15 protein-coding genes and 1 riboswitch are annotated in these 14,568 nt (G+C 49.8%); of the genes, 1 reads left to right on the top strand and 14 read right to left on the bottom strand.

The annotated features are described in order from the left end of the window. Positions 1-60: 60 nt before the first annotated feature. The 14 genes from EXW93_RS12420 to EXW93_RS12485 form a co-directional block, all read right to left on the bottom strand. Positions 61-894 (bottom strand): MetQ/NlpA family ABC transporter substrate-binding protein, encoded by an 834-nt coding sequence (locus tag EXW93_RS12420; RefSeq protein ID WP_023469160.1) that lies wholly within the window; start codon positions 892-894, stop codon positions 61-63. Between the two features lie 32 nt (positions 895-926). Further along, the gene (locus tag EXW93_RS12425) at positions 927-1,592 is read right to left on the bottom strand and encodes a methionine ABC transporter permease (protein WP_023469161.1); all 666 of its coding nucleotides are present in this window, start codon (positions 1,590-1,592) and stop codon (positions 927-929) included. Then, positions 1,589-2,611: a methionine ABC transporter ATP-binding protein gene (locus EXW93_RS12430; RefSeq protein WP_023469162.1), complete on the bottom strand. Its 1,023-nt coding sequence runs from the start codon at positions 2,609-2,611 to the stop codon at positions 1,589-1,591. The genes EXW93_RS12425 and EXW93_RS12430 overlap by 4 nt, the downstream gene beginning before the upstream one ends. Positions 2,612-2,689: 78 nt before the next feature. Beyond that, positions 2,690-2,794, bottom strand: a riboswitch (SAM riboswitch). A gap of 57 nt (positions 2,795-2,851) precedes the next feature. Continuing rightward, entirely contained in the window at positions 2,852-4,018 is a 1,167-nt protein-coding gene (locus EXW93_RS12435; RefSeq protein WP_023469163.1) for a bifunctional cystathionine gamma-lyase/homocysteine desulfhydrase, read from the bottom strand. Next, a complete protein-coding gene (locus tag EXW93_RS12440) occupies positions 4,011-4,934 on the bottom strand; it encodes a PLP-dependent cysteine synthase family protein (protein WP_023469164.1) in 924 nt (307 codons plus the stop codon). The genes EXW93_RS12435 and EXW93_RS12440 overlap by 8 nt, the downstream gene beginning before the upstream one ends. After that, positions 4,931-5,395, bottom strand: a complete 465-nt coding sequence (locus EXW93_RS12445) for an S-ribosylhomocysteine lyase (RefSeq protein ID WP_023469165.1) — start codon at positions 5,393-5,395, stop codon at positions 4,931-4,933. The genes EXW93_RS12440 and EXW93_RS12445 overlap by 4 nt, the downstream gene beginning before the upstream one ends. A gap of 3 nt (positions 5,396-5,398) precedes the next feature. After that, positions 5,399-6,037, bottom strand: a complete 639-nt coding sequence (locus tag EXW93_RS12450; RefSeq protein ID WP_023469166.1) for a class I SAM-dependent methyltransferase — start codon at positions 6,035-6,037, stop codon at positions 5,399-5,401. 538 nt (positions 6,038-6,575) lie between these two features. Next, a complete protein-coding gene (locus EXW93_RS12455; RefSeq protein WP_023469167.1) occupies positions 6,576-6,857 on the bottom strand; it encodes a thioredoxin family protein in 282 nt (93 codons plus the stop codon). Between the two features lie 98 nt (positions 6,858-6,955). Next, the gene (gene gcvH, locus EXW93_RS12460; protein ID WP_029342437.1) at positions 6,956-7,339 is read right to left on the bottom strand and encodes a glycine cleavage system protein GcvH; all 384 of its coding nucleotides are present in this window, start codon (positions 7,337-7,339) and stop codon (positions 6,956-6,958) included. A 64-nt stretch (positions 7,340-7,403) separates the two neighbouring features. Then, positions 7,404-7,766 carry an arsenate reductase family protein gene (locus EXW93_RS12465; RefSeq protein ID WP_023469169.1) on the bottom strand — a complete coding sequence of 121 codons (363 nt, stop codon included), beginning with the start codon at positions 7,764-7,766 and terminating at the stop codon, positions 7,404-7,406. Between the two features lie 34 nt (positions 7,767-7,800). Then, complete coding sequence (locus EXW93_RS12470; RefSeq protein ID WP_058713838.1) at positions 7,801-8,253, bottom strand: DinB family protein; 453 nt, start codon at positions 8,251-8,253, stop codon at positions 7,801-7,803. 75 nt (positions 8,254-8,328) lie between these two features. Next, positions 8,329-10,113, bottom strand: coding sequence for an acyl-CoA dehydrogenase family protein (locus tag EXW93_RS12475; protein WP_035396370.1), 1,785 nt, complete (start codon positions 10,111-10,113; stop codon positions 8,329-8,331). Continuing rightward, positions 10,110-11,300, bottom strand: coding sequence for an acetyl-CoA C-acetyltransferase (locus EXW93_RS12480; protein WP_058713837.1), 1,191 nt, complete (start codon positions 11,298-11,300; stop codon positions 10,110-10,112). Before EXW93_RS12480 ends, EXW93_RS12475 begins: the two co-directional genes overlap by 4 nt. 17 nt (positions 11,301-11,317) lie before the next feature. Next, complete coding sequence (locus tag EXW93_RS12485) at positions 11,318-13,735, bottom strand: 3-hydroxyacyl-CoA dehydrogenase/enoyl-CoA hydratase family protein (protein WP_058713836.1); 2,418 nt, start codon at positions 13,733-13,735, stop codon at positions 11,318-11,320. A gap of 183 nt (positions 13,736-13,918) precedes the next feature. On the opposite strand from EXW93_RS12485, the gene EXW93_RS12490 reads away from it, so the two are divergent. Next, entirely contained in the window at positions 13,919-14,566 is a 648-nt protein-coding gene (locus EXW93_RS12490) for a class I SAM-dependent methyltransferase (RefSeq protein WP_058713835.1), read from the top strand. Positions 14,567-14,568 lie beyond the last annotated feature (2 nt).

Consider the following 14,568-nt stretch of genomic DNA (forward strand, 5'->3'; position numbering starts at 1 on the left):
GTTTCAGACAAATGAAAAGCATCCTTCCATTATATAGGAAGGATGCCGGCTTCGGTGAACTTATTTGCTGACTGGAACGACAGCACCTTTGTACTTGTCGAGGATCCAATCTTGGTTTTTCTTCTCGTGCAGAACGTCAAGAAGTGCTGTGACACGCTTGTCTTTCTCATCGCCATCACGTGTAACGATGATGTTGACGTATGGTGAAGACTCATCTTCTGAAGCGATCGCGTCTTTCAATGGGTTCAGACCGTTATCGATCGCATAGTTCGTGTTGATGAGGACGGCGTCGCCTTCATTGTTTTTGTAAGCTTGCGGAAGAAGTGATGCTTCGATGTTCGTCTTGAACTTGAGTTTCTTCGGGTTCTCCGCGATATCACCGAGTTGTGCATCTGTCGTTTTACCGTCTTTAAGCTTGATCAATCCTTCATTTTGAAGGAACGTCAAGACACGACCGCGTTCCGCGACGTTTGAGCTCGTTAAGATCGTTGCACCGTTTGGTAACTTATCGAGTGACTTGTATTTCTTCGAGTAAATACCGAGTGGTTCAACGTGGACGCCACCTGCGTTCGCGAACTTATATGATTTGTTTTCTTTCTCTTGTTGCTCAAGATACGGTACGTGCTGGAAGTAGTTCGCATCGATTTCTTTTGAAGCGAGCGCTTTGTTCGGAAGTACGTAATCTTGGAACTTCTTGATTTCAAGCTTGTACCCTTTTGCTTCGTATTCTTTTTTGACGTGCTCAAGAATCTCAGCGTGCGGTACGTTCGAAGCACCAACGACGAGTGTTTTGTCGTCGCTACCTGATCCTGATGATTTTTCGCCACATGCAGCAAGGCTAATAGCTAAGACGGATACAGCAGCAGTACCTACGAATTTTTTCCAAGTTTTCATGAATGATTCCTCCAATATGATTAAGTTTCGAATTAACGTTTATCGATTGCGCGGATCAGCAAGTCACCAATGATTTGGATGACGAAGACGATCGCTAAGATTAAGAGTGTTGCAATGACGATGACATCGTTTTGAGAACGCTGGAATCCTTCGATGAAGGCCATGTCCCCAAGTCCACCTCCGCCGACTACTCCGGCCATTGCCGTATAACCGACAAGTGAGACGAGTGTGACCGTGATACCAGAAACGATGGCAGGCAACGCTTCCGGGATTAAGACTTTATAGATGATCTGGAACTTCGTCGCGCCCATCGATTCGGCTGCCTCGATGACACCTTTATCGACTTCGCGTAACGCGAGTTCAACCATCCGACCGTAAAATGGTGCAGCACCGAAAATCAGTGCCGGTAATGCTGCCGTTGGTCCGAGGAACGAACCGACGATTGCCGTCGTAAATGGAATCAATAAGATCAGTAAGATGATGAACGGAATCGAACGGAAGACGTTGACGACCAAGCTCAACACTGAATAGAACGCCCGATTCTTGAACAATAACTCTTCGTTTGTCGCATACAATAGTAAACCAATGATCAAACCGAGGACGAATGTCGAAACCCCAGCGATTGCCGTCATATAGACGGTACTGCCTGTCGCTTCCCACACCATGTCCCAATCTAGATTGTCAAAGAATGAAATCATCGGTGATCCACCTCCACTTCAACATCACTGGCTTGAAGTTTCGTGATGACCGCTTGTGTTGCTTCTGTTTCCCCGATCAACTGAATGAACAGTGTACCGAGTGCCCCTTCCTGCGATTGACCGACGTTTCCGCCGATGATATTGAACAGGACCGGTGAATCCTTCATGACTTCCGCGAGGATCGGGCTTTCCGCTGTCGATCCAACGAACGTCAACTGAACGATTTTTCCGGTTGGGTACCGTTCGCGTAGTTTCGCGAACGTTAACTCGTTCTCCGACGGCGAAGTTAATTGTTTGACGAATTCCTTCGTCATCGCTTGCTTCGGATGACGGAAGACTTCTGCGACCGGTCCTTGCTCGACGATTTTACCGGCTTCCATGACGGCGACCCGGTGACAGATTTTTTGAATGACGTGCATCTCGTGTGTGATCAAGACGATCGTCAGTTTCAGTTTTTCATTGATGTCGACGAGTAACTCAAGGATTGAGTCCGTCGTCTTCGGATCGAGTGCACTTGTTGCCTCGTCACATAAGAGAACGTCCGGGTTCGATGCCAGTGCCCGAGCGATACCGACACGTTGTTTTTGACCACCGGATAATTGTGACGGATAGGCTTTTTCGCGTCCGTCCAAACCAACGAGTTGGATCAGTTCCGCTACCCGTTCCTTGCGGTGTGCTTTCGGGAAGCCACCGAGCTCGAGTGGGAACATGATGTTCTCTTCAACCGTCCGTGACCATAGTAAGTTGAAGTGTTGGAAGACCATCGAGACATTCTTGCGGACGCCTCGTAATTCCTTAGGTTTTAGTGATGTCATTTCAACACCATCGATTTGGATCGAACCACTCGTTGGTGCTTCGAGCATATTCAGTAATCGGATCAGGGTCGATTTCCCTGCTCCGGAATAACCGATTATTCCAAAAATTTCACCGCGCTCGATTGTCAGATCGACATTCGCGACGGCTTCGACCGCTCCGCGCTTTGAGCGATAAATCTTTCCTACGTCTTGTAAACGAATCACAACTGTCCCTCCTAAAATAAAAAAAGTGCGCGCGTTTTAGAGCAAACGCGCGCACTTTTCAGTACACAAAACCATTTGCTCTCATCTCCCAGACTTTTGTCTGCTGGAATTAGCACCACTTCGGATTAGATCCGCGGTTGCCGGGTTTCATCGGGCCAGTCCCTCCACCACTCTCGATAAGAGTTTCGGTATTAAGTTTGTAGAATATATTCTGAATATTAGCAGGGGTTATTTTTGTTGTCAAACAGTTTTTTCAGAAACTTTTTCGAGGAACGTGAAAGCACGTGTTAAGTCTTCTTTCAAATCTTCCGCATCCTCAAGTCCAACTGAAATCCGAACGAGACCGTCCGTGATGCCGAGTTCTGCCCGACGTTCTGCTGGGATCGACGCGTGCGTCATCCGTGCAGGCACCGAAATCAGACTCTCGACGGCACCAAGACTCTCAGCGAGTGTGAAGAAGTGTGTCGCCTCGACGAGTTTTTCTGCGTTCGCTGCTGAACCGACATCAAAGCTGATCATCCCACCAAATCCAGTCGCTTGTTTCGCTTGGATGTCGTGACCAGGATGCGATGCAAGTCCTGGGTAGAAGATGTTCGAGACGATGTCTTGCGCTTGTAGGAACGCAACGAGATCATGTGCTGTCTCTTCGATCGCATCCATCCGGATACCGAGTGTACGAAGACCACGGACGAGCAAGAAGCTGTCTTGCGGTCCAAGCACGCCGCCTGTCGAGTTTTGAATGAAGTGCAGCTCTTCGCCGAGCGCATCATCTTTGACGACGACAAGTCCAGCGACGACGTCCGAATGTCCGCCGATGTATTTCGTCGCACTGTGCAAGACGATGTCTGCACCAAGTGCGAGTGGTTGTTGATGGTATGGTGTCGCGAACGTGTTGTCGACGACGAGTTTAAGATCGTGACGTTTGGCGATTGTTGCGATTGCTTCAATGTCCGTAACTTTCAACAACGGGTTCGTCGGTGTTTCGACGTAGACGATCTTCGTGTTGTCTTGGATCGCTGCTTCCGTTGCCGCAAGATCCGTCGTATCGACGAATGTCACTTGGATGTTGAACTTCGGTAAGACGCGTTGCATCAAGCGGAACGTACCACCGTAGACGTCATCCGTCATGACGATGTGGTCGCCAGACTCAAGCAAGTGGAAGACGGCATGGATCGCTGCCATCCCAGAACCGAACGCAAAACCACGTGCGCCGCCCTCGAGATCCGCAATCAATCGTTCGATGCTCGTCCGTGTCGGGTTCGCTGTCCGTGAGTATTCGTATCCGTCCTTAAGTTGACCGATTTTATCCTGCTTGTATGTGCTTGTTTGATAGATTGGAGGTGTGACGGCTCCTGTTGCCCGATCGACACCTGTTCCTCCATGAATCAATGCTGTCTTCTTACGCATGAGTTTCGTCCACCTTTTCAAAGATTTGTTGGCTTAAATAGCGTTCGGCACTGTCTGCGAAGACGGTGACGATCGTACTGCCGGGGTGACGCTTTGCGATATCAAGCGCAGCAACGAGCGCTGCACCTGCTGAACTACCAACGAGTAGTCCTTCGCGAGCAGCGAGTGTATGAACCGCGTCAAATGCATCGCGGTCAGAAATCGTATGAATCTCATCAACGAGTTCACGCGGAACGAGGCTTGGCCATTTCGCTGTACCGATACCTTCTGTCTTATGCGGACCGGCTGGACCACCATTTAAGACGGAGCCTTCCGGTTCAACGATTGCTGCTTTTGTACCGAGACGTTGTTTTAAGAAGTCCGCTGTTCCGGCGAACGTACCACCTGAACCACAACCGGCAACGAACCAGTCGATGTGCGGCAAGTCCGCAATCAGCTCAGGACCGAGTGTCCGCTGATACGTGACTGGGTTCTCTTCGTTTTCGAATTGTAACGGAACGTAACTATTCGGAATTTCTTGACCGAGTTCTTTTGCCCGGTCGATGGCCCCTTGCATATCGAGTTCAGTCGGTGTGTTGACGACGGTTGCGCCGAGTGCCCGCATCAACGTCTGCTTTTCCTGACTGAATTTTTCCGGAACGACACAGATGACTTGGAGATCGTATTTTTTAGCGGCGAGCGCCAAGCCGATGCCGGTATTCCCGGCTGTCGGCTCGATGATCGTACCGCCTGGTGTCACATGTCCGTTTTCGATTGCTGCATCAACGAGTTGAATGCCAAGGCGGTCTTTGACGCTGCCCCCAGGGTTCATCCATTCGAGCTTCGCCAAAATGCGCGTACCAGCAGGCAAATCGAATGAAGTGATCTCGTAGAGTGGTGTGTTTCCGACGAGGTCGCGGACGTTGTTCGCGATCATCCGAAGACGATGTCCCATTCATCACGACCGGCAAGCATTTTCTCGGCATAGTGCTTCGCTCCTTTGAGGTCATGTGCGCTCGCAAATCCACATTGGACTTCGTTTTGCGCTGGAATCTCTTCTGCTGCGAGGACGTCTTTCAACGTCTTCTCAACGAGTTCGCTCATTTTTTCGACCGAGTCGAAGTTCATCATCGCCATGTAGAAACCTGTTTGGCATCCCATCGGCGAGACATCGATGACATCATCCGAGTAGTTACGGATGTTTTCAGCAAGTAAGTGCTCGAGTGTGTGCATCGCACGCATCGGCATTTGCTCAACGTTTGGTTGCGTGAAACGGATATCGTATTTGACGACTTGGTCGACTTTACCTTCTTTATAACCCGCGACGCGGATATAAGGTGCTTTGACTTTCGTATGATCCAGGTTAAAGCTTTCGACGTTCATTTTTTGAAGTGCCATGATTTATTCCCCCATTTTCTCGGCTTCTACGAGCCAGACGAAGTGATTGTATTGTATAAATTTAACAGTGAATCCTCGTGCTGTAAACAATTCTTCCATGACTGGAATCAACGGGTAGAACTCGCGTTCGAGATCTTCCGCTAACGCGTCGAACCCTTGAGCACGTGCTTCACGAATCGTTTGCAGGCGTGCCTCTTCTGAGACGAACATCGTATCCGCGTAGACGATTTTTCCGTCTGCCGGTAAATGTGATGCCATCAGTTCGATCGCTTCTCCCTTTTCCTCATCTGTTAGATGATGAAACGCATACGTCGAAACAAAACTGCGTGCTTCCTTCGCTTCGAACGAGAGGAAGTGACCGTCTTGTACATCAAGTGACGGAATCTTTTCCGTCAGGATTGCCCGCATCTCCGGACTTGGTTCGACGGCGAGTACGGCGTCGTGACGTGCCAGAAGACGTTGTGTCAGGTTCCCTGTGCCTGCTCCGAATTCAATGACCGGCGACTGCGCTTTATCCGCTACTGTATCCAAAATCTCATCGTATCGACGAAAAACCTCTTTATACTCCGGATCGTGTCCGGTTACTGTCTCGTCATACGTCGATGCCCATTCTGTGAAAACATCCATAAAACGTACTGTCATGCCTTGTCGTCCTCCATCTCACCAGTTAATTCCGAGTAATCGGATATGAATTAAAGTAATTTTCCTTATTCGCATTGTAGCAAGGAGATTCTATCCTGGCAAGCGACCGGCTCAAAAAACTTCCAGAAAACAAAAAAAGGCGTTGCCGGCGAACCGACAACACGAATAATGTGGTTAGAAATGCTACGAAGGAAAACCCAGCTCCATTCGGAATTGTTCGCTCTTCCGCGTGGAGGACGGCGCCTGTTCGACATGATCGCCAGCTTACGTTCACTTCCTGATCGGTCCTTTCGATCCACCACCCGTTCATTGCACCGCTTCGTCTTTGGGGGACGACTTAAGGGGAAACAATACACCGGCTTAGGATGGGAGAAAGGGTTCAGGACTTGAATCGTATTGAACGATCATCTCTGCTAGACTTCCTATAATGCATTTCTAGAAGTTGTTATGAATATACCATTCATATTTCTGCGTTGTCAACGGATTATTGTAAATATTCCGACAATTTAACAAAAAGAAAAATCCAATCGGACTTCTCTTACCGTTCTTGACAGAAAGCAAAGACGTTTTGAACGGACTGGAAAGCATAAAGTCGCTCTACGACTTGATTTTCTTCAATTCGCAACAACGCAGGAACACTCATGACACGGGCTTCTTCTAAGAAATCCGGAATGAAATTCCCGTTCGCCTTCTGAATCGATTGACCTGATTCCGTCGCTTCGACGATATCGAGCATACGTTCCGCGATGGCGCATGTCCCGCACATCGGTGCATAGACATACAATAGCCCGTTTTCCGGGACGGTCGTGACCTCTTGCATGACGGTCGCTCCTTTCTTCGTGGTATCTGTCGTCAGTATACAAAAAAAAGAGAGCGGACGAAACGCAAGCGCCTCGTTCACTCTCTTTTCGTTAAGTATTACTCGTTGATCATCGATTTGTATGCTGCAGCATCCATCAATGCTTCGACTTGCGATGCATCTTCGATTTCGATGTCGACCATCCAAGCGCCTTCGAATGGTGACTCGTTGACGAGTTCTGGGGAATCTGAAAGATTTTCGTTGATGGCAACGACTTTACCAGAGATCGGTGCATATAATTCCGAGACTGTCTTGACCGACTCGACTGAACCGAATGGCTCGTTTGCTGAGATCGTATCTCCGACTTCAGGCAATTCGACGAAGACGATATCCCCGAGTTCGTGTTGCGCGAAATCCGTGATTCCGATGCGCGCCTTGTTTCCTGATACTTCGACCCATTCATGTTCTTCCGAATAGCGTAAGTTGTCTTTTACTTGACTCATTTCCGATTCCCCCTGTGGACTAATTTGGACTAACGTGTTCAGTATACCAAAATCGACTCTGAACTTAATACCATTTTCCTTGATACATTTCTTCCTTGAAGCCGATCGTGACGTCTTTCCCGTCTGTGACGATCGGACGCTTCAACAACATGCCGTCACTTGCGAGTAACTTGTATTGCTCGTCTTCTGATAGCTCTGGAAGTTTGTCCTTGATCCCTTGCGAACGGTATGATTGACCGCTCGTGTTGAAGAATTTCTTCAGTGGCTCTCCACTCTTTTGATGAAGTTCCTGAATCGTCGTTGCAGATGGTGTCTCCTCGACAATATGTTTGTAATCCACTTCGACACCGTGCTGTTCGAGTGCTTTTTTTGCTTTGACGCACGTACTACATTTCGGATAGCCGTACATCGTGACTGTTTTTGTCATGTTTCTCACCTCACCTTCAAGAGTAGCAGATGGATCACTTCTGCTTCAAGCGTGCGAGCGCCCCGTCAATCTGATCTTGATGATGGGCGTCATGAGCAACGAACGACTCGACGAAGGCTTGCGGTCGAAAATCCTCATAGGTCGCTTTAAATTGCCCGTCAGACAAACGATCGAGGTGATTGACGATGTCACGCCGGACGCTGATTGCTTTCTTCAACAAGGCGAGCGGATCGATATGATGCGCATATTCGACCGCCAGTCGATTGAACTGATCAAAATCCGTTTCGACGAGCGTCAACGGTTCATCCGGTAACTTCGAGATGGCATGATCGTAATAAAACCGGTCCCATAAATACAGATGACTGACGCACTCAAGGACGGTCCACTTATTAAGCGCAAGCGGCAGATCCCATTCTTCCGGCGACAAACGTTCAAGGGATTGATAGTAGGCAATCGCAAATTGCAGTTCAACCAATTCTTGGCGCATCTCGTTTTCCTCCTCCAACCAAAAACTTCGCCTTTACAGAGATTTTCCCTGCAAAGGCGAAGCGGTAAACCTGACTTAGACCGTATATTTGTTTGACTCGATGAGGCGTTTTGCGATGTCGCGTTTCGTACCGATGACGTTGATCGGCTGGTAACGGCTGAATTTTTTCAGCGCTGAGAGCAACATCCGGAGCTCGTCGCCGCTTGCTGCCGCGTAGAGCGTCTCTTTCGCGTCACGCTCGACAGCTTCGAACGCTTGTTGTGCGAAGACTTCCGTGTAACGGACTTTCAGTTCGCTCTTCTCGATCCCTTTGTCGGCAATCGCTTTGTCCGTCCGAACGATCGCTGACTCAAGCGCATAGATCGCACTCATGATGTCAGCTGTGTTCGCTAAGATCTCTTGTTCGCCTTGGAGTTTGTCCTGGTATTTCTGGACCGCTGTTCCGGCAGTCAACAAGAAGATTTTCTTCATCATCGCGAGTAAGTGACGTTCGCGATCAAGTGGTGCTGTTCCGATTTCGGTCGGCATGAAGCTCATCACTTCTTGTTGCAGACGCTGTGCTTCCGCAAGCAACGGTAACTCGCCTTTCATCGCTTTCTTCAGCAATGTTCCTGGGACGAGAAGACGGTTAATCTCGTTCGTTCCTTCGAAGATCCGGTTGATCCGTGAATCACGGTACATGTTCTCGACTTCATATTCTGCCATGAAGCCATAACCACCGTGGATCTGGACCGCTTCGTCGATGACGTAATCAAATGTTTCCGAAGCAAAGACTTTGTTCATTGAGCACTCGATTGCGTACTCCGCGATCGCATCGGCGATTTTCTTACCGTCCTTGCTCTCTTCTTCAGACAACTGATCGAGACTGTCTTGGAACAGACCACCTGTCCGGTAGACCGAACTTTCCATCGCATACGTCTGTGCTGCCATTGTCGCGAGTTTTTCTTGAATCAATGGGAATGAGCTGATTGGTGTTTTGAACTGTTTCCGTTCGTTCGAGTACTGGACTGCGAGATCAATCGCCCGTTTTGACGAACCAACAGCGCCAACAGCTAATTTATAACGACCGACGTTCAAGATATTGAAGGCGATGACGTGACCGCGTCCGATTTCACCAAGGACGTTATCGACTGGTACTTCTGCATCTTGTAAGATCAACGTCCGTGTCGATGATCCTTTGATTCCCATCTTCTGTTCCTCGACGCCTGTCGAGACGCCTGGATACGATCCTTCGACGAGGAAGGCGGTGAACTTGTCCCCGTCGATTTTTGCGTAGACAACGAACAAGCTTGCGAAACCAGCGTTCGTGATCCATTGTTTTTCACCGTTCAAGATGTAGTGCGTGCCGGCTTCATTCAAGACAGCCGTCGTTTTAGCACCAAGAGCATCCGAACCAGAGCCTGGCTCTGTCAACGCGTACGAAGCAATCCACTCTCCTGAAGCGAGTTTCGGCAAGTATTTCTGCTTTTGCTCTTCGTTACCGAAGAAGACGATCGGCAACGAACCGATTCCGACGTGTGCGCCGTAGCTGAGGGCGAATGAACGACCGCGTGCGAACTTCTCCGTGATGATCGAAGACGAAATCTTATCCATCTGATAGCCGCCGTATGCTTCCGGAACGTCTGCGCCGAGTAGACCAAGCTCGCCTGCTTCGCGGAGTAGACCGACTGATAATTCGAACTCGTGTTTTTCAATCCGGTCAAGGACAGGAACGACACGATCTTCGACGAACTTCGCTGTCATATCACCAACCATTTTGTGTTCTTCTGAGAAATCCTCTGGTGTGAAGAGACGTTCTGGTGCTAACTCATCTAATACAAAACTGCCACCTTTGATTAATTCGTTTGTCGTTTGGCTCATTGTCCTGTTCCTCCTTCAACTAGTTCGAATACACCTGCTGCGCCCATTCCGCCACCGATACACATCGAGACGACACCATACTGGACATTCCGGCGTTTCATTTCATGCAAGAGCGTCAATGTGAGTTTTGTTCCTGTACAACCGAGTGGGTGACCGAGGGCGATCGCTCCACCGTTTACGTTGACGATGTCTTCGTCTAATCCAAGCTCGCGGATGACACCGAGTGACTGCGAAGCGAACGCTTCGTTCAACTCGATCAATCCGACGTCTTCAAGCGTGATGCCTGCGAGGTCCAGTGCCTTCGGAATCGCAACGACTGGTCCGATCCCCATCACTTCCGGACGAACACCACCGACCGCGAACGATTTGAACTTCCCGAGAATCGGTAACCCTTGGCGTTCTGCTTCTTCTCGTTCCATGACGAGGACAGCTGCCGCACCGTCTGACGTCTGCGAAGAGTTCCCTGCTGTGACGCTACCGCCAAGGCGGAACGCTGGGCGAAGTTTCGCAAGACCTTCCGGTGACGAATCCGGACGAACGCCTTCATCGTGTTCGACGATGAATGTCTTCTCTTCGATTTTCAGTTCATCATTGACGAATTGTTCCGTCACCGTTACCGGGACGATTTCGTCAGCAAACTTACCAGCCGCGATTGCTGCTGCCGCTTTTTGGTGACTCTTCAACGCAAACGCATCTTGATCTTCCCGTGAGACATTGTAGGTCGCAGCGACTTGCTCCGCTGTGTGCCCCATGCTCATGTAATATTCCGGTGCCGTGTCGACGATTGACGGATTAGGTCGGACGACGTGACCTGGCATCGGGACTTGACTCATTGATTCGAGTCCACCAGCGACGACCGCAGTTGCTTGCCCCGTCATGATTTTCATCGCTGCGTCAGCGATCGATTGTAGTCCACTTGAGCAATACCGGTTGATCGTGATCGCCGGTACCTCGTGTGATAATCCACCGAGGACCGAAGCGTAACGGGCGATGTTCATGCCTTGTTCCGCTTCCGGCAAGGCACATCCGAGAATGACGTCATCGACCGCTCCCGTGTAACCGGACCGTTTCAACGTTTCCTGGATGGCGATGCCTGCTAATTCATCCGAGCGCATCGATTTGAATGCGCCCTTTTTTGCTTTTCCGACCGGTGTTCGTGCACCGGCGACGATTACTGCTTCCTTCATCCGAATCCCCCCAGTCCTCAGTTACGAAGCGGCTTGCCTTTGACGAGCATGTGCTGCATCCGTTGTTGTGTCTTCATCTCACCGATCAGGCTCAAGAATGCTTCCCGTTCGATGTCGAGCATATATTGTTCATCGACGTGGCTACCGAAGGCGACGTTTCCGCCGGCGATGACGTGTGCGAGTTTACTTGCGATTTTCAAATCGTGTTCCGAGATATAACCGCCGTAGAACATTTCGCGTGTTGCGAGTTCAAGCGTCGCTTTCCCCGCACGACCGACGACTGGAATCTTCGCTTTCGCTGGTGCCGTGTAGCCGGTCCGGTCCAGTTCAAGGACGAGTTGTTTCGCATCATACGTCAAGTGATCCCGGTTCATCGAGATCTGATCAACAGAGCGGACATATCCGAGTTCGCGTGCTTCAAAGGCTGATTTTGAGACTTTTGCCATTGCGACGTTTTCGAACGTCTTTTGTGCTGCTTTCTCGATATTAACGAGTCCGTCTGGTGTGTTTTCTAACAGTCGACGATACGTATTGACGTTTCCGCCGCCTCCCGGAATTAGACCGACACCGACTTCGACGAGACCCATGTACGTTTCAAGCCCGGCTTGCAGACGAGCTGCCGGAAGCGAGATCTCCGTACCGCCACCAAGCGTCATTCCTTGCGGCGCAGCGACGATCGGACGTGATGCGTAACGAATCTTTTGAATCGATTGTTGGAACTTGTTGATGATCCAGTCGAGCTCGAACCAGTTCTCATCTTCCGCTTCCATCAGCATCATCGCTAGGTTTGCACCGACACAGAAGTTCTTGCCATCGTTCGCGATGACGAGACCACGGTGATTTTTCTCAACGAGATCGACCGACTGTTCGATCATCTGCATGATGTCGACACCGATTGCATTGCTCTTCGATGTGAACTCGAGCACCGCAACATCGTCGCCGATATCAAGCAAGCGCGCCCCGTTGTTCTCTAGTAAAACACCGTTTGACTTCCGTACATCACGGAGACGGATTTCCTTCGGATTGACCGTTGCTCCAACGTAGTCTTTCGTTGCAACGTCATAATGACGACCGGACGCATCATAGAAGCTCGTTTTTCCTGCTGCGAGCATCTCATCGACCCATGCCGGTACTGCGTAACCGTCTTGTTTCATCTTCGCGACCGTCTTCTCGACACCGAGTGCGTCCCATGTCTCGAACGGTCCCATCTTCCAACCGAAGCCCCATTTCATCGCTTCATCGATCGCTTTGATGTCGTCTGCGATTTCTCCAGTCAGCTGAGCCGAGTAGAGCAATGTTTTCGCATGGATCGGCCAGAGTAAGGCGCCGACACGATCTTGCGCAAAGACGACGGCTTTCAGTTTATTTTTTGCGCCTGGAAGTGCTTTGGCTTGTCCGATCGACGCTTCAGTAAGCGCTTTCTTTTCGACGTACTCGAATGTTTCGAGATCAAGTTCAAGGATCTGTTTTCCGACTTTCTTATAGAAGCCTTGACCCGTCTTCGCACCGAGTGATCCTTGTTCGACAAGGCGACGCATCTCAGCCGGGACCGCGAACGTCTCCTTCTCTTCGCCTTCTGGCAACAAGTCATAGACGTTGTTCGCAACATGGACGAACGTGTCGATGCCGACGACGTCGAGTGTCCGGAATGTTGCTGACCCTGGGCGACCAAGGAGTGGACCTGTGACCGAATCGACCTCCCCGATTGAATAGCCACCTTTTTTCATCTCATCCATCGTCACGAGGAGACCGTATGTCCCGATTCGGTTACCGATGAAGTTCGGTGTATCCTTCGCAATGACGACACCTTTCCCAAGTCGTTCCTCAGCGAATTGTTTCATGAAGTCAACGACACTCGGATCCGTGTCTGACGTTGGAATCAACTCAAGTAACTTCAGATAACGTGGTGGGTTAAAGAAGTGTGTCCCGAGGAAACGACGGTTAAATGATTCCGAACGCCCTTCACGCATCGCTTCAATCGAAATGCCTGATGTGTTCGAGCTGACGATTGCGTCTTCCCGAATGAACGGTTCGATCGTTTTAAACAATTGTTGTTTGACATCGAGTCGTTCGACAACGACTTCGACGATCCAGTCCGCTTCTTTCAGACGCTCTAAGTCGTCTTCTAAGTTTCCGACCTCGATGAAGTCAATCAATTTTTTCGACGCGAGTGGTGCTGGATTTTGTTTCAAGAGTTTTTCGCGGTTATCGCGCGCGATGCGGGAACGGACGCGCGGATCACTCAGCGTCAAGCCCTGCTTCTCTTCTTGTGCCGTAAGTTCTTTTGGTACGATATCAAGCATCAATGTCCGTATGCCAGCATTCGCAAGATGTGCCGCAATGCCTGCACCCATCACCCCTGAACCGATGATGACGGCGAATTGGATGTGTTTCGTCAACTGGATTGTGGTCGGCTGACCGATTTGACTCGCCATGATATACCCCCTGTTTTTAAATTGAATGAACAACCATTCATTATACTGACAAAAAAAGAAGCCGAACGACTTTGGTGTGCTTCTTCTACATCTTCATCATAAATGAATAATGATTCAGTAGCAATAAAAAATCAGTCAATGGACAATTTTTCCTGTTAGACTGATAAAAAGGAGTGGTTGAAAATGAGTCAAACCGAGCATGTATGGAATCAAAAAGCCGCTGACTGGGCGGATCGCGCTGACGATATGTGGACGAACGGCAGTCGGAAAACCGTTTTGCCGTTCTTACGAAAAACAATCACCGGTGGTCGTTTGCTTGATCTCGGTTGCGGTGATGGTGCAGCCTGTCGCTTACTGACACCGGACTTCCAGACAGTCGGACTTGATGTTTCAGATGAGATGATCCGGATCGCCCGTGAGAAGTCACCCGAGCAGATGTTCATCGTCGGAACAGGTGAAGCATTACCGTTCGCTGATCATGCGTTTGATGTCGTCCTCGCCGTTAACTCACTCGAATGGTCGACACGTCCCGTTCAAGTGCTTCAAGAAATCGAACGCGTCGCCCCGCTTGTCGTCATCAGTCTACTCGGTCCGACAGCAGCACCACGGCAACTTGCTTATCGTCGTCTGTATGGTGAGGAAGTCGCGATGGGGAATACGATGATGCCGTGGGAACTGTTGCAACTAGCAAAAGAACGGGGTTGGACGTTACTCGATGAAGCGGTCATTCAAAAAGAAGGAGCCGTCATGACGGGGCATCGGTTACTGGATCAAGCACATGCTTTCTCGTGTTTGTTTGCTTTTCAGACGACAGCTGCGAGGGAAAGATAAGT

Source organism: Exiguobacterium sp. JMULE1 (assembly GCF_013337175.1).
In the GTDB taxonomy this organism is placed as follows: domain Bacteria; phylum Bacillota; class Bacilli; order Exiguobacteriales; family Exiguobacteriaceae; genus Exiguobacterium_A; species Exiguobacterium_A indicum.